This window comes from Clavibacter michiganensis (assembly GCF_021216655.1).
In the GTDB taxonomy this organism is placed as follows: Bacteria; Actinomycetota; Actinomycetes; order Actinomycetales; family Microbacteriaceae; genus Clavibacter; species Clavibacter michiganensis.
Genome location: NZ_CP080437.1, coordinates 1,318,120 through 1,334,181 on the forward strand (window position 1 = coordinate 1,318,120; position 16,062 = coordinate 1,334,181).

Consider the following 16,062-nt stretch of genomic DNA (forward strand, 5'->3'; position numbering starts at 1 on the left):
CGAGCCTAGGCGGTGGTCGCGGCCGGATCCTCCGGGTCGCCGGCGTCGGACGGGGCGATGGGCGCGGCGGCGGCCCGGTCGCGGATCCGCGTGGCCGCCTCCCGCGGGAACGTGCTGCGGACGAGGTGGCGCGTCCCGTCGGCCGACTCGATCGCGACGGCGGGGCCGGCGTCGAGCAGGATCGCCGCGCCGCCGCCCGGCAGCCGCCGGACGCCGATCCCGCCGACGGTCCGCGGGCGGAGGTGGTCGACGACCGTGCAGTCCGCGATGGCGGAGAACGGGATCCGCATGCGCCTCAGCGGCACGAGCGTCACCTCGACCTCGTCCGTGTCGAGCGTGATGCGGATCCGCAGCGATCCGACCACCGCGCCCACCGCCACCAGCAGCACGGCCACGACCATGCCGAGCGCGGAGCCCCCGGTGGCGACCAGCACCACGAGGCCGATCCCCGCGATCACGAGGCCCGCGATGCGGATCGCGCGCGGGGCGGGCGTGGTCTGGCGGAAGCGCGCATCGGGTGAGGGCGTGGTCACGCCCTCACCCTAGGTGCGCGGCTGTCCGGGCGGGTGGGCCCGACGGGTCAGGCGTGCTGCTCGTCGTGCTCGCCCTCGGCGATCTCCTCGATCAGCTTCGCGTTGAACGCGGGCAGGTCGTCCGGGTTGCGGCTCGTGACGAAGCCGCTGTCGACCACGACCTCCTCGTCGACCCACTCGGCGCCCGCGTTGCGGAGGTCGGTCGCGAGGGTCGGGTACGAGGTCATGCGGCGGCCGTCGACCACGCCGGCCTCGATCAGGATCCACGGCGCGTGGCAGATGGACGCGACGGGCTTGCCGGCGGTGAAGAACGCCTTGGCGAAGGCGACCGAGTCGGCGTCGACGCGGAGGTCGTCCGCGTTCACGACGCCGCCGGGCAGCACGAGGCCGTCGTAGTCGGCCGCGTCGGCGTCCTTCACCTGCACGTCCACGTCGAACGTGTCGGCCTTGTCGATGTGGTTCAGCCCCTGCACGGTGTCCGACTTCGGGGACACGAGGACGGGCTTCCCGCCGGCCTCCTGCACGGCCTTCCACGGCTCCGTCAGCTCGACCTGCTCGAAGCCGTCCGTCAGCAGGAAGGCCACCGTGCGGCCCTGGATGCTCTCTCCGGTCATGTGCGTTCCTCCTCGTGAGAGTGTCGCCGCCCGGTCGGACGGCCCCTTCGACGCTACGCCCGGCCGCCGGGCCCCGACCGCGTCAGGTGCGGAAGACGGACACCGGTCGTCCGGACACGGCGGTGTCGATCGCGAAGACTCCGCCGGAGAGCGGGTGCTCCTCCAGCTGCTCCTCCGTGAGGTTCTCGCGGGCGGTGCCGATGACGAGGGTGCGGAGGTCGGGTCCCGCGAAGGCGACCGAGGTGACGTTCGGCGCCGGGACCTCGAACTCGAGGTCCTTCGTGCCGTCGGGCGCCCAGCGGATCACCTTCCCGCCGCCGTAGATCCCGTTCCACGCGTACCCCTCCACGTCCAGGGTGAGGCCGTCGCTCATCTCCCCACGGATCCAGCGCTCGAGCTCCCCGAGCTCGCCGTCGGCGGAGTAGGGCGCGCGGTACACGGTCTGCTGCCCCGTGTCCGTGAGGATCATGGTCCGGCCGCCGTCGGTCCACTCGAAGCCGTTCGTGACCGCGAAGCCGCCGAGGAGCGTGCGCAGGGCGCCGGATCCGTCGATCGAGTAGACGGCCGCGTCGGGCTCGCCGTCGGTGACGTCCATGGAGCCGATGACGAAGCGGCCCTCCGGATCGACCTTTCCCTCGTTGAGCCGGATGCCGCCGTGGGCGTGCTCCACCCGGGCGAGCTCCCGCGTGATCCGGCCCGCGCGGTCGACCAGCACGATGCGGTCGCCGAGCCCCGCGACGAAGCCGCCGTCGTCGGCCGGCTGGAAGGACGCGAGCGGCGGCGGCAGCTCCAGCACGGTGTCGTCTGATCCGTCGGCCGCGCCCTCCCACGGGCTGCGGTGCAGCGTGCCCGCGGTGATGTCGTTCCACATCACGTCGCCCGCCGGATCCCACCAGAGGCTCTCGACGAGGATCGCGCGGGCGTCGCGCAGGACGCGGAGGTCGGACGTGAGGACGGTCATGGATCCAGCCAAGCACCGGAGCGTCCGTCCGTCCGCGGAGCGAAGCGACCGCCCGCGTCGCTGAGCGCAGACTGTGAGCGCCCTCATCGTTCGTGCGACGAGGAAGCGGCGGGCGTACCGTCGAGGAGAGGCCGGATGACGCGCGAGAGCGCGCCCGGCCCGCGGGGCGCGATCCCACCGGACGCCTCCCCGCACGGATCGGGAACCCCCGACCCCACGAACGAACAGAACGAGGAGTCGCACATGACCACGACCGTCGAACGCCCCACCAGCGCATCCGAGAAGGCCACCCAGCCCGAGGGCTCGAAGAAGACCAAGCGGCAGAACGTCGAGCGGGGCTTCACGGCCAGCGAGCAGCTGCACGAGAGCATGCAGAAGGTGCTCGTCGACCTCATCGAGCTGCACATCCAGGGCAAGCAGGCGCACTGGAACGTCGTCGGCAAGAACTTCCGCGACCTCCACCTCCAGCTCGACGAGATCATCGACTCGGCGCGCGAGTTCAGCGACGACCTGGCCGAGCGCATGCGCGCCCTGCACGCCACGCCGGACGGCCGCAGCGACACCGTCGCCGAGACCACGACGCTCCCCGAGTACCCGCAGGGCGAGGTCGACACGGCCGAGACCGTGGACCTGGTGACCCAGCGCCTCGAGGCCGCCGTGCACACCATGCGCGAGGTCCACGACGACGTCGACGAGGAGGACCCGACCACCGCTGACCTGCTCCACGGCTTCATCACCGCGCTCGAGCAGTACGCGTGGATGGTCTCCGCGGAGAACCGCCGCGTCGGCTCGGCCGCCGAGTAGCGCGAGCAGCACGCACATCACGACCCGAGGGCCGCGCCGCCAGGTGCGGCCCTCGTCGTGTCCGCGAGGGCACGGCAGACACACCACGACGCCCCTCGCGAGGGGCAGTGAGGAGACCGAGATGGACCTCGGGATCACAGGCAAGACCGCGCTCATCACGGGCGCCGACTCGGGGATCGGGTGGGAGACCGCCCGCATCCTCCTCAGCGAGGGCGCGACCGTCGTCCTCAGCGACCAGGACCAGGGATCGCTCGACGAGGCCGCCGCGAAGCTCGACGGCGGCGACCGCGTGCACGCGTTCGCGGCCGACGTGACGAGCGTCGAGTCGCTCGCCGCGCTGCACGACAAGGTGCAGGAGGCGGTCGGCGACATCGACATCCTCGTGCAGTCCGCGGGCATCACGGGCGCACAGGGCCTCTTCCACGAGATCGACGACGAGGGCTGGACGAACACCATCGAGGTCGACCTCATGGGACCCGTGCGGCTCGTGAAGCGGTTCCTCCCGTCGCTCCGCAAGGGCGGCTGGGGCCGGATCGTGTTCCTCGCCTCCGAGGACGCCGTGCAGCCGTACGACGACGAGCTCCCCTACTGCGCCGCCAAGGCCGGGATCCTCGCGCTGTCGAAGGGCCTGTCGCGCAGCTACGCGAAGGAGGGCCTGCTCGTGAACGCGGTCTCGCCCGCCTTCATCCACACGCCCATGACCGACGCGATGATGGAGAAGCGCGCCGACCAGCTGGGCACCTCGACGGACGACGCGATCGAGTCGTTCCTCGACGAGGAGCGCCCCTACATGGAGCTCAAGCGCCGCGGCGAGCCCGCCGAGGTCGCCAACGTGGTCGCGTTCCTCTGCTCCGACCTCGCGTCGTTCGTGAACGGATCCAACTACCGCGTCGACTCCGGATCGGTGGCGACGATCTGATGGCCGGTCTCAAGAAGGGCGACCACGTCACCTGGAACACGCCCCAGGGCGAGACGCACGGCAAGGTCGTCGAGGAGAAGACGAAGGACTTCCAGCACGACGGGCAGCACTTCACCGCGTCGGGCGACGAGCCCGCCTACATCGTGGAGAGCGACAAGTCCGGCAAGACCGCGGCCCACAAGGGATCCGCGCTGACGAAGAAGAAGTAGGGATCCTCCCCCGCGGGTACCGGCGACCGGTACCCGCGAGGGGCGACCCGCTCGCGGGGCCGCGCCTAGGCTGTGGCCGATGGACACCGGGACCGCAGCCGTGACGCGCTCGACGTCGACGGCGTCACCCCGTCGCCGTAGCGGTGCCGAGCTCGCGATCGACGCGATCGCCGGACTCCTGATCGCCGGCCTCGCCGTGGTCCCGCCCGTGGACGTGCAGGAGGCGAGCCTCCTCGTCGCCGCGCTGGCGTTCGCCGCCATCATCGTGCGCTCGGTCCTCCCGGGCACCGCGCTCGTCCTGGCCTGGGCGATGGCGTTGGCGCAGTGGCAGCTGGGCGAGCGGCCCGGCTTCGCCGACGTGGCGCTGCTCCTCGTGCTCTACTCGACGGCGCGACGCGGATCCCGCCCGACCGCCGTCCTCGGCGCCGCGTCCGCCCTCGTCGGCGGCTCGGTGGCCACCGTCTACCTCCTGCAGACGGGCGCGCGCTTCTCCGTCCTGACGCAGCCCGGCGGCCCCGGCGGCGTGATCTTCGCCGCGGCGCCCGTCCTCGCCCTCCTCCTCGCGTGGCTGACCGGCCTCGTGGTGCGCGTGATCCGCTCCCGCACCGCCGAGTCGCGCCTCCGCGTCCAGGCCGAGGACACCGCCGTGAAGGCCGTCGACCTCGCGCAGGCCGAGACGCTGCGGGCGAGCATGGCGCGCGACGTGCACGACATCGTGGGGCACTCGCTCGCGGTGATCATCGCGCAGGCCGACTCCGTGCAGTTCCTCGACGACGAGGAGCGGATCCGCGGAGTCTCCGCCACCATCGCCGACACCGCCCGCCGCTCGCTCGCCGAGGTGCGCGAGGTGCTGAGCGGCACCAGCACGGCCGAGGCCGACGACGGGCCCGAGGACCTCGACGCGGTCGTCGCGCAGGTGCGGGCAGCGGGCGTCGACCTGGCGCACGAGGTGCGCGGCGCGCGCCGGGCAGTGGATCCCGCGCGCCAGGTGGTCATCCGCCGCGTCGCGCAGGAGATGACGACCAACGCGATGCGCCACGGGGAGCCGGGCGGGCGGATCCGCCTGCGCGAGACCTGGCGGACCGCCGACGTCGTGCTCGAGGTCGAGAACCCCGTCGCCCTGCGCGGTCCCGCGCCCGACCACGTCGATCCGCTCGGGCTGGGCGCGCTGCGCGTCGGCACCGGCGTCGAGGGCATGCGCGCCCGGCTCGCCGCGGTCGGCGGCGACCTCGAGGCCGAGCCCGTCGACGACCTGTTCACCGCCCGCGCCCGCATCCCCCTGCCGGCCGCGCACCCCATCCCCACCGTGCCGGGAGGCCGCCCGTGATCCGCATCGTGCTCGTCGACGACCAGGAGCTGTTCCGCGGCGGCGTGCGCGTCGCCCTCGACGCCCAGCCCGACCTCGAGGTCGTCGGCGAGGCCGGCGACGGACGGCAGGGGCTCGCCGTGATCGACGAGGTGCGGCCCGACGTCGTGCTCCTCGACATGCGCATGCCCGTGATGGACGGCCTCGAGACCGTGCGGGCGCTCTTCGACGGCACCCGCGACGCCCCGCCCCGCGTGATCGTGCTGACGACGTTCGCGCTGGACCGGGCATCGGCCACGGCCATCCGCGGCGGCGCGAGCGGCTTCCTGCTCAAGGACGCGACGCCCGCCTTCCTCGCCGCGGCGATCCGCGCCGTGCACGCGGGCAGCGCCGTCCTCGCGCCGGACGAGCTCACGCAGCTGTTCACCTCGGACGCGACGGCCGCCCCCGCTCCCCCGGCGCCGCCCGCGTTCCGGTCGCTGAGCGCGCGCGAGAAGGACGTGTTCGGACACGTCGCGCGCGGCCTCTCGAACGCGGAGGTCGCAGCGCTCGAGTTCGTGAGCGAGTCGACCGTGAAGACGCACGTGAGCAGCATCCTCGCCAAGCTCGCGCTCCGGGACCGCGTGCAGCTCGTCGTGTACGCGCACGACCACCGGCTCGTGGAGCGCGCCGGGTCGTAGCCGCCGGCTGCCCGCGCGTCGTCGTCCGGCCCGCGGATCAGCCGCCGAGCGCGCTGCCGCAGCGGTGCAGGTCGGTCGCGAGCGCGTCGATCTCGGCGCGGGCGGACTCGGCGGGGACGGACGGATCCACGTCCTCTGCCCAGATCGTGAAGGCCACCTCGGTGCCGTCCGCCGCGTCCGCGATGCCGGTGAGGCCGTGCATCCGCTCGAGCGTGCCCGTCTTGCCGCGGATCCGGCCGGCCGCGGCGTCGGCCTCGCCCGTGAAGCGGCCGCCCTCCGCGAGCGTGCCCGTGCGCCCCGCGACCGCGAGACCCGCGTCGACGATCGCGAGGTCGCCGCGGTGCTCGGCGACACGCACCATGAGCCGCGTGAGGAGCGCGGCGGGGACGCGGTTCGCGTCCGAGAGGCCCGAGCCGTCGACCAGGACCACGCCGTCGGTCGGCAGGTCGAGATCCGCGAGGGCGGCGGGCGTGCCGCTCCGGATGTCGGCGGCGGCGCTGCCCGCGCCCGTCTCGATCGCGACGAGCCGCGCGAGGGTCTCCGCGAGCGTGTCGTCGGAGTGGGTGAGCATGTAGCCGACGAGGTCGCGGACGGGCGCGGACTCCACGGTGCCGAGCACGGCGGATCCGGGTGCAGCGGTCACGAGCGGGCCGTCGGCCGCCACGTCGTCGCCGAGGAGCGCCGCGAAGGCGTCGGCCGCGCGCGCGACCGCCTTCTCGCCGCGGCGCGAGTAGGCCTCGGCCGGGTCGTCGCGGTCGCCGTCGACCATGAGCGCCGTGATGTTCGACATGGATCCGCCCCGCCTCGCCTCGAGCGGCCACTCCGGCAGCCAGGCCGGCCCGGTGAACAGCCCGCTGTCGACCTGGAGGCGGCGGATGGGGACGCCCGCGAGGTCGGGATCGGCGCGGCGCGCGTCGAGCACCTGCCGCGCGAGGTCGTCGAGATGCGGGGCGTCGGGGTAGACGCCGTCGGTGCCGGACGGCAGGCGGCTGAGCGTGGGATCGCCGCCGCCCACGAGGACGACCGTGTCGGCCCGGGCGCCCTGGACGACGCGCGTGGCGATGCGCCGGTCGGGGCCGAGCCCCTCGACGGCCGCCGCCGCGGTGAGGACCTTCATGGTGCTGGCGGTCGCCGCCGGCACGTCGCCGCGCACGTCGAGCAGGGCGCGCCCCGCGTCGCCGTCGACCTCCGCAGCCGAGAGGTGGAGCGTGCCCGTGGACCAGCCGCCCGTGAGCGCGTCGACCGTGCAGGACGCGGGATCCGCCGAGGCCCCGCCCGCGGGAGACGGGAGGATCCCGGTGACGAGCCCGACACCGACCACCGCGGTCGCGACGACGGCCGCGAGCACGGCGTCCCGGCGACGGCGGACGGACCGGGAGCGACCCGGCGGGCGTCGGGCGGGCGCGGGGCGGGATCCGGTCATGTCCCCAGGGTAGGAAACGGCCGGGCCGGGCACCTCGGCCGCGGGTGCCGACACGCTCCGTCGCGGGGACGAGCGCGAGCGGCCCGAGCTCGCGCGGCCGACCCGGCGTCAGCGCAGCATGCCGCCCTGGCGGCCCGATTCGGCCCAGGCGAGCGCGCGCGTGACGACGCGCTCGCTCACGTCGAGCACGCGCGCGATCTCCGCTGTGTCGCGCCCCTTCGAGCGCTCCTCGACGGCGATCTGCAGCTTGCGGCGCGTGATGCCCTTGGGCAACGACGGGAGGGCGGGTGCGGCGGGCGTCGCGGGGGCGGCCTCGGGGGCGCCCTCCGGTGCGGATCCCGCGGACCGGTCGGCGGACCGCTTGCGGTGCCGCTCGGCCTCCGTCGTCGCCTCCACCGTCGCGAGCGCGAGCGTGGCCGCGAACAGCCCGCGGCCGGCCGCGGTGCCGGCCTCGAGCCCGTCGCGGATGGCGCGGAACGCGATGCCGCGCGCCTCGAGCCCGTTGAGGATCCGCACCACGTCGGCGGCGCCCGGCCCCAGCCGGTCGAGGCTCACGACGAGGAGCTCGTCGTTCTCGCGGAGGTAGTCGAGCGCGTCCTGGAGGCCGGGGCGCGGGGCCCTGCGTCCACCGGCGACGTCGACGAAGATCCGCTCGCAGCCGGCCGCGTCGAGGGCGTCGACCTGGTCCTGGTACGGCTCCTCGGAGCGAGCGACGCGGACGTATCCGACGAGCGTGGTCATGCGTCCTCCCTCATGCGTTGCCTCCCCCTGCGTGCGCCCCCGCGCCACGCGACGACGGACGGGCGCCGATCAGGCGCCCGTCCGTCCCGTTCATGCGTCGATCAGCTCGCGTCGTCGGACTGCGGCGACGCCGTGTCCTTCTTCTCCTGCAGGCGCTCGATCTGCTCGCTCGCCTCCGCCTTGTTGAGGTCGGCGGGGATCTCCTCGCCGGCCTGCGTGGCGAGCGAGTCGAGGTAGCTGCGCTGCGCGCCCGTCATCGGCTCGTCGCCCGTGACCCACGTGCTCGGGTCCTTCTCGGCGCTCTGCGGCGGCGTGGGGGTGGAGGAGCCGAGCATCTCCTTCTCGTCGCCGCCTGTGGTGTCCTGGTTCGCATCGCTCATGGTGGTGCCTCCTCGTGTGGTGCCTCCGACGCTACTCGCGACGGGCGACACCGGACGGGTGCCGGGGTCGCCCGCGACGCCGGGCGGCTAGCCCCGGATCGTCAGCCCCGGGCGCCGCGCAGCAGCGCCTCGCGGTGCTCGGTGACGGCCCGCAGGAGGCGCCGCTCGTCGTCGAGGTGGCCGGCCTCGGATCGGCCGGACGCGGCGGGCCGCTCCGAGAGCATCCGCTGGCGCGCGAACGCGAGCCGCGTGGCGTCGCGCGTGAACAGCCCCATCGCCCGGCCCGCCTCGCCGCCGCGCGTGCGCGCCCACAGCCGGGCCCGACGGCGCCCCTGCCAGGTGCTCAGCATCTCGACCTCGGCGGGCGTGAACCAGCCGACGGCCGCGTACTCCCGGAGGCGGCGGCGCGTGAGGTGGATCTCGTAGCGGCGCAGGAGGATCACGACGGTCACCAGGAACGCGAAGATCGGCACCTGCAGCAGCACGTAGAAGGAGAGGAAGTCGCCCGTGATGGTGACGCCCGTGTTCCAGAGGGCGTGCAGCACGATGGCGCCGACCAGCCCGAGCGCGCCGGATCCGAGGGCCGCGCCCGGTCCGCGGCGGGCGCCGTAGCCGATGGCGATGCCGGTGATCATGGTGAACGTCACGTGCGCGAACGGCGAGAACAGGCCCCGCAGGACGAACGTGCCGACGAGCGTGCCCGTGGTGCCCGAGACGAGCGGGCCGCCGAAGTAGACGATGTTCTCCGTGAAGGCGAAGCCGGCCGCGATGGTGGCGCCGTAGACGACGCCGTCCACCGGGCCGTCGAAGTGCCGGCGCGCGACCCAGAAGATGAGGAGCAGCCCGATCGCCTTCGCGGACTCCTCGACGACGGGCGCCTGGACGGCGAGCTGCAGGAACTCCGTGTAGCGCGTGGGCACGCCGATCGCGAGGCGCGCGTACTGCGCGACGAGGTCGAAGAGGAGCGCGATCGCCACGGACGCGGCCGCGCCCCACAGCAGCGCGAACAGCAGGGCGAGCCGCGGCTCGGGCTCCCAGCGGTCGACCCAGCGGATGGCGAGGAGCACGCCGGCGAGCGGGATCAGGGCGAGGAGCGCGCAGATCGCGACGGCCTGGATCCCGAGGCTGAGCACGAGGTACGCGGCGACGACCAAGCCGACGAGCAGCAGCACCGCGACGCCCACGACGCCGAGCACGGCCGACGCCGTGATGCGCGACGACGCGTGCGGCGCGGGCAGCTCCATGGACGGCGGGGGCGAGGCCGGCGAGGGACGGTGGACGGTCACGGGGATGGACGGGTCGGTCACGACGGCCCTCTCTTCGGCGGATCGGCTCCGCCAGCCTAGCGACGGGGTGGGCGCCCGCCCGGGCCGGGGTCGCACGGGGACACGCGGGCTGCCGCCGCCCCCGGGGTTCAGGCCGCCTTGCCCGGGTTGAGGATCCCCCGCGGATCGAAGACGCGGCGGATCCCGGCGGCCAGCCCCATGACGTCGTCGCCCAGCTCGTCGGCGAGCCAGCGCCGCTTGAGGAGGCCGACGCCGTGCTCGCCCGTGAGCGTGCCGCCGAGGTCGACGGCCGCGCGGAAGAGCAGGTCCGCCGCGCGCCAGACCTCGTCGGGGATGCCCGTCGCATCGCCGTCGGGCGTGGTCGGATCCTCGGGGATGCAGAAGTTGGGGTGCAGGTTGCCGTCGCCCGCGTGCGCGACCGTCGGGATGGCGAGGCCCGTCTCGCGCTCGATCCCGCGGATCCGCGCGAGCATGTCGGCGAGGCGCGAGCGCGGCACGGCGACGTCCTCGATGAGCACGCGGCCGCGGGCGGCGAGCGCCGGGTGGAAGGCGCGGCGGATCGCGAGGAGGCGCTCGCCCTCGTCGGCGTCGTCGGTCACGTCGGCCGTGCCGCCGCCCGCGACCACCACCTCGACCACGCGCGCGGCCTCCGCGGCGGCGTCGGGGCCGTCGCAGCGCACGAGGAGGTGGGCGGATCCGCGGGTGGAGTGGTCGGTGCCGAGGAACGCGTCGATGGCCTCGAGCGCGCCGGCGTCGAGGAGCTCCATCGCGGCCGGACGGATGCGCGCGGCCGTGATCGCGGAGGACGCGGCGGCCGCCGAGGTGGAGTCCGGGAAGAACGCGGCGACCGTCGACGGGATCGCGGTCGGCAGGGGCCGGAGCCGTACGGTCGCGCGCACGATGACGCCGAGCGTGCCCTCCGAGCCGATCATGAGCGCGGTGAGGTCGTAGCCCGTGACGCCCTTCACGGTGCGGTGGCCGGTGTCGACCACGCGGCCGTCGGCGAGCACGACCGTGAGCGCGAGGACGGCCTCGCGGGTCACGCCGTACTTGGCGCAGAGCAGGCCGCCCGCGTTCGTCGCGATGTTGCCGCCGATGGTGGAGATGGCCTTGCTCGCGGGATCCGGCGAGTACCAGAGGCCCAGCGGCGCGAGCCGCGCGTTGAGGTCGTCGTTGAGGACGCCGGGCTCCACGACCGCGAGCTCGTCGGCCTCGCTGACCTCGAGGATCCGGTCCATGCCCCGCACCGACAGCACGATCTCGCCCGCCGTCGCCGTGGCGCCGCCCGCGAGGCCCGTGCCGGCGCCGCGGGTGACGACGGGGGTGCGGGTCGCGTGCGCGATGCGCAGCGTCTGGACGACGTGATCCACCTCGGTGGCGCGCACGACGGCGATCGGATCCGCGGGGCTGCGGTAGCCCGACCGGTCGCTGCGCGCGTCGTCGAGGGAGGCCGGGTCGGTGGCGATGACGTCGCCGAGGGCCGCGACGAGCTCCGCGCGGACGGCGGCGGCGGGCGTCGGAGGGGTGCGGACCACGTCGTCGTCGATCATGCGATCCACTGTAGGTCGCGCGCCCGCCGCGGTCGGGGGCGTCGGGCAGGCTGGGGGCATGGACTCCCCCGGCGCCGTCGCGCACGTCGCCCGCACGGTGCTCGAGGTCCCCGCGCCCTTCGACGGCGGCGGCATCATCCGCTTCCTCTCCTGGCACGCCGTCACGGGCGCGGAGGAGGGCGACGCCACGACGTATACGCAGTCGGCGCGGCTCGCGCACGGCGCGGGGACGGTGACCGTGCGGCTGCTCGAGGCCGAGCCCGGCGACGTGGGGGGCGCGCGCGTCGAGGTCACCACGCGCGTCGAGCACGCCGCCGACGCCGCCGAGCTCCTCGCCGGCACGCGCCGCCTGCTCGGCCTCGACGTCGACGCCGCGCGCATCGACGCCGACCTCGCCCGCGACCCCGCGCTCGCCGCCGTGGTGCGCGCGACGCCCGGCCTGCGGATCCCCGGCACGCTGGATCCGCGCAGCACGCTCTTCCGCACCATCGTCGGCCAGCAGATCTCCGTCGCCTCCGCCCGCGCCACGCACGGCCGCATGACCGCCGACCTCGGCGAGGACCTGCCCGCGTCGGTGGCGCACGGATCCGTGACCCGCCTGCCGCCGACCGCCGCGCGCATCGCCCGCGACGGCGGCGAACTCCTCCGCGGGCCCGCCCGGCGCACGGCCACGCTGATCCGCATCGCCGAGGCCCTCGAGACCGGCGAGCTCGTGATCGAGCCAGGCGTGCCGCGCGCGGAGCTCCGCGCCGCGCTGGTCGCGTTCCACGGCGTCGGCCCCTGGACCGCCGACTACGTCGCGATGCGCGCGCTCGGCGAGCCGGACATCCTGCTGTCCGGCGACCTCATCGTCCGCCGCGGCGCAGCTGCGCTGGGGCTCCCGGATGAGGCCCGCGCCCTCGACGCGCGCGCTGCCGCGTGGTCGCCGTGGCGCTCCTACGCGACGCTGCACCTCTGGCGCGTCATGACCGACGGGATGCCGGCCGCGGGCTGACGGCTAGGCGCTCTTCCTCTCGGCGGCCTGATCCTTCGCGGCGCCGCCCTTCTTCGTGGTGGTCTTCTTCGCGCTCGCCTTCTTCGCCGTCGACTTCTTCGCGCTCGCCTTCTTCTCGGTCGTCGACTCCGCGCCCGAGGACTTCGCCGTCGACTTCTTCGCGGCGCCCTTCGTCGCGGCGCTCGCCTCGGCCCCGCTCGCCTTCTCCTTGGCGGCCGTCCTCTTCGCCGGCGCCGCCTTCCCCTTCGCCCCGGATGCCCCGCCCCGGCTCCGCTCGATGCTCCGCTTCAGCGCGTCCATGAGGTCGAGCACCTCGCCGCCCTCGCCCTCGTCGTCGTCCGCGTCGCCCTCCCCGAACGTCGCATCGGTGTCGAGCGAGTCGCCCTGCGCGAGCTTCGCGTCGATGAGGGTCTTGAGCTGCTCCTGGTACTCGTCGCCGAACTTCGACGGGTCGAAGTCCTCCGCGAAGCCCTCGACGAGCTGCGCCGACATCTTCAGCTCCCGCGGCGAGACCTTGGGCGCGGCGTCGAGCGACGGGAAGTCGGCCTCGCGCACCTCGTCGTCCCAGAGGAGCGTCTGCAGCATGAGCACGTCGCCGCGCACGCGGAGCGCCGCGAGCCGGGTCCGCTGGCGGAGGGTCACGTGCACGATCGCCGTGCGGTCGGTCTCCTGCAGCGTGCGACGCAGGAGCGCGTACGACTTGGGGCTCGACGAGTCGGGCTCGAGGAAGTAGCTGCGGTCGAGCATCACCGGGTCGATCTGGTCGCTCGGCACGAACTCGACGACGTCGATCTCGCGGCTCTTCTCCTCGGGGAGGCTCGAGAGGTCCTCCTCGGTGATCACCACGGTGCGGTCGCCGTCGTCGAACGCCTTGTCGATGTGGGCGTAGTCGACGACCTTGCCGCACACCTCGCAGCGCCGCTGGTACCGGATCCGCCCGCCGTCGGCGTCGTGCACCTGGTGCAGCGGCACGTCGTGGTCCTGCGTCGCGCTGTAGACCTTCACGGGCACGTTGACGAGGCCGAAGGTGACGGCGCCCTTCCAGATGGCTCTCATGGATCCAGTGAACACCGGCAGGGCCATGCTGGAGCGATGGCGGGCGCGAAGCAGCAGGTGGAGGTCGACGGGCACCGGATCGCGCTCACGAACCTCGACAAGGTGCTGTACCCGGCGACCGGCACGACCAAGGGCGACGTCATCGCCTACTACGCGGCCATCGCGCCGCACATGCTGCCGCACCTCCGCGACCGGCCCGTGACCCGCAAGCGCTGGGTCGACGGCGTGGGCACCGACGAGGCGCCGGGGAAGATGTTCTTCCAGAAGGACCTCGACGCGCACACGCCGGAGTGGGTGCAGCGGCGGGCGATCCAGCACAGGGACCACGCGAACGACTACCCGCTCGTCGGGGACGTCGCGACGCTCACCTGGCTCGGGCAGATCGCGGCGCTCGAGCTGCACGTGCCGCAGTGGCGGTTCGGCCGCACGGGCGACGAGCGGCGCCCCGACCGGCTCGTGCTGGACCTCGACCCGGGCCCGGGCGCCGGCCTCCCCGAGTGCGTGGAGGTCGCGAAGGCCGCACGGGCGATCCTCCGCGACATGGGCCTCGAGCCGTACCCCGTGACGAGCGGGTCCAAGGGCATCCACCTCTACGCCGCGCTCGACGGCAGCCACGACGCCTCTCGCGTCTCCGAGGTCGCGCACGAGCTGGCCCGCGCCCTCGAGGCCGACCACCCCGATCTCGTCGTGAGCGACATGAAGAAGGCGCTGCGCGAGGGCAAGGTGCTCGTCGACTGGAGCCAGAACAACCCGAACAAGACGACCGTCGCGCCCTACTCGCTGCGCGGCCGCTCCCGGCCGACCGTCGCGGTGCCGCGCACCTGGCGGGAGCTGTCGTCGCCGACGCTCCGGCACCTGGAGCTGGACGAGGTGATCGCGCGGATGCGCAGGCGCGCGGATCCGCTCGCCCCCGTCGAGGAGGGCCACCGCGAGAGCCTGGAGCCGACGCGGGAGCGGCTCGCGGGCTTCGCGCGGAAGGAGCCCGCCGCCGACGCGGACGGCGCCGACGACCGGCTCGCGACCTACCGGTCCAAGCGCGACGCCGCGAAGACCAGCGAGCCGGTGCCCGCGGAGTCCCCCGCGCCCTCGGAGGGCAGCTCCTTCGTGATCCAGGAGCACCACGCCCGCGCGCTGCACTGGGACTTCCGGCTCGAGCACGACGGCGTGCTCGTGAGCTGGGCCCTCCCCAAGGGCGTGCCCACCGAGCACGGCACGAACCACCTCGCGGTGCAGACCGAGGACCACCCGCTCGAGTACGGATCCTTCGAGGGCACGATCCCCGCGGGCGAGTACGGCGGCGGCGAGGTCACGATCTGGGACGCGGGCACCTTCGAGCTGGAGAAGTGGCGTGACGGCAAGGAGGTCATCGCGACGCTGCACGGCCGCGGCGACGGCACCGGCATCGACGGGCCGCGACGGTACGCGCTCATCCACACGGGCGGGCACGGCAAGGCCGACGCGAACTGGCTCATCCACCTGATGGAGCCGGCGGACGCGCCCGCGACGGCGCGCGCGAAGCCGGCACGGCCCGCGGCGCTCGAGAAGGCAGGCGGACGCACGCGCGTCGGCGCCCGCCGTCCCGGCGGATCCGCGTCCGCTCCCGCGCCCATGCTCGCCACGGCCGCGACCGCCGCCGGCCTCGACCCCGACGAGGAGTGGGCGGTCGAGATGAAGTGGGACGGCTACCGCGCCATCGCCGTCGTCGCCAACGGCCGGGCGACCATCACGAGCCGCAACGGCGTCGACCTCACGCCCGCCTTCCCCGAGCTCGCCGACCTGCCCGACTCCCTCGACGTCGACGCCGCCGTGCTCGACGGCGAGATCGTCGTCCTCGGATCCGGCGGCCGCCCCGACTTCGGCCTCCTGCAGACGCGCCTCGGCCTCACGGGCGAGAAGGAGATCGCGCGCGCCCGGAAGGCCGCGCCCGTGCACCTCATGCTCTTCGACGCGCTGGCGATCGGCGACCGCGTGCTCGTCGACGAGCCCTACCGGGAGCGCCGCGCCGCGCTGCTCGACGCCGTCCGCTCGCCGGGCCGCGGGCGGATCCAGGTCCCGCCCGCCTTCGACGGCGACCTCGACGGGGCGCTCGCCACCAGCCGGGAGCTCGGCCTCGAGGGCGTCGTCGCCAAGCGCGTCGACGCGCCCTACGAGTCGGGCCGCCGATCGAGCGCCTGGATCAAGATCAAGCACCACCGGGCGCAGGAGGTCGTGGTCGGGGGCTGGCGGCCCGGATCCGGCAGCCGGGCATCCGGCATCGGCTCGCTGCTGGTCGGCGTCCCCGGCCCCGACGGCCTGGAGTACGCGGGCCGCGTCGGCACGGGCTTCACCGAGCGCGACCTCGCCGACGCGCTCCGCCGCTTCGGCCCGCTCGCGCGGAAGACGAGCCCGTTCGCGGACGTGCCCGCCGCCGACGCCCGCGACGCGCACTGGATCACCCCGCGTCTCGTCGGCGAGGTCGAGTTCGCCGAGTGGACCTCGACGGGCCGCCTCCGCCAGGCGTCGTGGCGCGGCTGGCGGCACGACAAGTCACCCGACGAGGTCGTCCGCGAGGACTGACGCCGTGGCAGGCGCAGGTGAGGCGGACCTTCCCATGCACGTTATGACCG

The 16,062-nt window shown here is 74.4% G+C and carries 16 protein-coding genes; 7 read left to right on the forward strand and 9 right to left on the reverse strand.

Translation table 11 applies throughout. The annotated features are described in order from the left end of the window. Positions 1-5 precede the first annotated feature (5 nt). The 3 genes from K0V08_RS06125 to K0V08_RS06135 all read right to left on the reverse strand — a co-directional run bounded on the left by K0V08_RS06125 (position 6) and on the right by K0V08_RS06135 (position 2,108). Positions 6-533: a hypothetical protein gene (locus K0V08_RS06125; protein WP_079534614.1), complete on the reverse strand. Its 528-nt coding sequence runs from the start codon at positions 531-533 to the stop codon at positions 6-8. Positions 534-580: 47 nt separating this feature from the next. Continuing rightward, positions 581-1,147 (reverse strand): type 1 glutamine amidotransferase domain-containing protein, encoded by a 567-nt coding sequence (locus K0V08_RS06130; protein ID WP_012038747.1) that lies wholly within the window; start codon positions 1,145-1,147, stop codon positions 581-583. 82 nt (positions 1,148-1,229) lie between these two features. Then, positions 1,230-2,108: an SMP-30/gluconolactonase/LRE family protein gene (locus tag K0V08_RS06135; protein WP_012038748.1), complete on the reverse strand. Its 879-nt coding sequence runs from the start codon at positions 2,106-2,108 to the stop codon at positions 1,230-1,232. Positions 2,109-2,351: 243 nt separating this feature from the next. On the opposite strand from K0V08_RS06135, the gene K0V08_RS06140 reads away from it, so the two are divergent. The 5 genes from K0V08_RS06140 (at position 2,352) to K0V08_RS06160 (ending at position 6,026) form a co-directional block, all read left to right on the forward strand. Next, positions 2,352-2,912, forward strand: a complete 561-nt coding sequence (locus K0V08_RS06140; protein WP_079534702.1) for a Dps family protein — start codon at positions 2,352-2,354, stop codon at positions 2,910-2,912. A gap of 121 nt (positions 2,913-3,033) precedes the next feature. Then, positions 3,034-3,831 carry an SDR family NAD(P)-dependent oxidoreductase gene (locus K0V08_RS06145; protein WP_012038750.1) on the forward strand — a complete coding sequence of 266 codons (798 nt, stop codon included), beginning with the start codon at positions 3,034-3,036 and terminating at the stop codon, positions 3,829-3,831. Beyond that, positions 3,831-4,040 (forward strand): hypervirulence associated TUDOR domain-containing protein, encoded by a 210-nt coding sequence (locus K0V08_RS06150; protein WP_012038751.1) that lies wholly within the window; start codon positions 3,831-3,833, stop codon positions 4,038-4,040. Before K0V08_RS06145 ends, K0V08_RS06150 begins: the two co-directional genes overlap by 1 nt. 79 nt (positions 4,041-4,119) lie before the next feature. Beyond that, positions 4,120-5,367, forward strand: coding sequence for a sensor histidine kinase (locus K0V08_RS06155; protein ID WP_079534612.1), 1,248 nt, complete (start codon positions 4,120-4,122; stop codon positions 5,365-5,367). Continuing rightward, the gene (locus tag K0V08_RS06160) at positions 5,364-6,026 is read left to right on the forward strand and encodes a response regulator (RefSeq protein ID WP_012038753.1); all 663 of its coding nucleotides are present in this window, start codon (positions 5,364-5,366) and stop codon (positions 6,024-6,026) included. Before K0V08_RS06155 ends, K0V08_RS06160 begins: the two co-directional genes overlap by 4 nt. A 37-nt stretch (positions 6,027-6,063) precedes the next feature. Here the strand turns inward: K0V08_RS06160 and K0V08_RS06165 are convergent, their stop codons facing one another. The 5 genes from K0V08_RS06165 to K0V08_RS06185 all read right to left on the reverse strand — a co-directional run bounded on the left by K0V08_RS06165 (position 6,064) and on the right by K0V08_RS06185 (position 11,406). Continuing rightward, positions 6,064-7,449, reverse strand: a complete 1,386-nt coding sequence (locus K0V08_RS06165) for a D-alanyl-D-alanine carboxypeptidase/D-alanyl-D-alanine-endopeptidase (RefSeq protein ID WP_079534610.1) — start codon at positions 7,447-7,449, stop codon at positions 6,064-6,066. A gap of 108 nt (positions 7,450-7,557) precedes the next feature. Then, entirely contained in the window at positions 7,558-8,190 is a 633-nt protein-coding gene (locus K0V08_RS06170; protein ID WP_012038755.1) for a recombinase family protein, read from the reverse strand. Positions 8,191-8,291: 101 nt separating this feature from the next. Beyond that, positions 8,292-8,570 carry a DUF3072 domain-containing protein gene (locus K0V08_RS06175; protein ID WP_012038756.1) on the reverse strand — a complete coding sequence of 93 codons (279 nt, stop codon included), beginning with the start codon at positions 8,568-8,570 and terminating at the stop codon, positions 8,292-8,294. A gap of 101 nt (positions 8,571-8,671) precedes the next feature. After that, a complete protein-coding gene (locus K0V08_RS06180) occupies positions 8,672-9,877 on the reverse strand; it encodes a PrsW family intramembrane metalloprotease (RefSeq protein WP_012038757.1) in 1,206 nt (401 codons plus the stop codon). 107 nt (positions 9,878-9,984) lie between these two features. Continuing rightward, the gene (locus tag K0V08_RS06185) at positions 9,985-11,406 is read right to left on the reverse strand and encodes an FAD-binding oxidoreductase (protein WP_079534609.1); all 1,422 of its coding nucleotides are present in this window, start codon (positions 11,404-11,406) and stop codon (positions 9,985-9,987) included. Between the two features lie 58 nt (positions 11,407-11,464). Here K0V08_RS06185 and K0V08_RS06190 point away from each other — a divergent pair, with 58 nt between their 5' ends. Further along, entirely contained in the window at positions 11,465-12,400 is a 936-nt protein-coding gene (locus K0V08_RS06190; RefSeq protein ID WP_079534607.1) for a DNA-3-methyladenine glycosylase family protein, read from the forward strand. Positions 12,401-12,403: 3 nt separating this feature from the next. Here K0V08_RS06190 and ku read toward each other — a convergent pair whose 3' ends face one another. Beyond that, on the reverse strand, positions 12,404-13,456 hold the full coding sequence (ku, locus tag K0V08_RS06195; protein ID WP_079534605.1) for a non-homologous end joining protein Ku: 1,053 nt from the start codon (positions 13,454-13,456) through the stop codon (positions 12,404-12,406). 36 nt (positions 13,457-13,492) lie between these two features. On the opposite strand from ku, the gene K0V08_RS06200 reads away from it, so the two are divergent. Then, positions 13,493-16,012 carry an ATP-dependent DNA ligase gene (locus K0V08_RS06200; protein WP_079534603.1) on the forward strand — a complete coding sequence of 840 codons (2,520 nt, stop codon included), beginning with the start codon at positions 13,493-13,495 and terminating at the stop codon, positions 16,010-16,012. Positions 16,013-16,062 lie beyond the last annotated feature (50 nt).

What these genes read in the sequence shown, in the direction of transcription:
- K0V08_RS06185 (WP_079534609.1), bottom strand. Translation starts at nt 11,406, where the DNA reads ATGATCGACGACGACGTGGTCCGCACCCCTCCGACGCCCGCCGCCGCC.
- ku (WP_079534605.1), bottom strand. Translation starts at nt 13,456, where the DNA reads ATGAGAGCCATCTGGAAGGGCGCCGTCACCTTCGGCCTCGTCAACGTG.
- K0V08_RS06130 (WP_012038747.1), bottom strand. Translation starts at nt 1,147, where the DNA reads ATGACCGGAGAGAGCATCCAGGGCCGCACGGTGGCCTTCCTGCTGACG.
- K0V08_RS06140 (WP_079534702.1), top strand. Translation starts at nt 2,352, where the DNA reads ATGACCACGACCGTCGAACGCCCCACCAGCGCATCCGAGAAGGCCACC.
- K0V08_RS06145 (WP_012038750.1), top strand. Translation starts at nt 3,034, where the DNA reads ATGGACCTCGGGATCACAGGCAAGACCGCGCTCATCACGGGCGCCGAC.
- K0V08_RS06175 (WP_012038756.1), bottom strand. Translation starts at nt 8,570, where the DNA reads ATGAGCGATGCGAACCAGGACACCACAGGCGGCGACGAGAAGGAGATG.
- K0V08_RS06170 (WP_012038755.1), bottom strand. Translation starts at nt 8,190, where the DNA reads ATGACCACGCTCGTCGGATACGTCCGCGTCGCTCGCTCCGAGGAGCCG.
- K0V08_RS06155 (WP_079534612.1), top strand. Translation starts at nt 4,120, where the DNA reads ATGGACACCGGGACCGCAGCCGTGACGCGCTCGACGTCGACGGCGTCA.
- K0V08_RS06200 (WP_079534603.1), top strand. Translation starts at nt 13,493, where the DNA reads ATGGCGGGCGCGAAGCAGCAGGTGGAGGTCGACGGGCACCGGATCGCG.
- K0V08_RS06190 (WP_079534607.1), top strand. Translation starts at nt 11,465, where the DNA reads ATGGACTCCCCCGGCGCCGTCGCGCACGTCGCCCGCACGGTGCTCGAG.
- K0V08_RS06165 (WP_079534610.1), bottom strand. Translation starts at nt 7,449, where the DNA reads ATGACCGGATCCCGCCCCGCGCCCGCCCGACGCCCGCCGGGTCGCTCC.
- K0V08_RS06150 (WP_012038751.1), top strand. Translation starts at nt 3,831, where the DNA reads ATGGCCGGTCTCAAGAAGGGCGACCACGTCACCTGGAACACGCCCCAG.
- K0V08_RS06135 (WP_012038748.1), bottom strand. Translation starts at nt 2,108, where the DNA reads ATGACCGTCCTCACGTCCGACCTCCGCGTCCTGCGCGACGCCCGCGCG.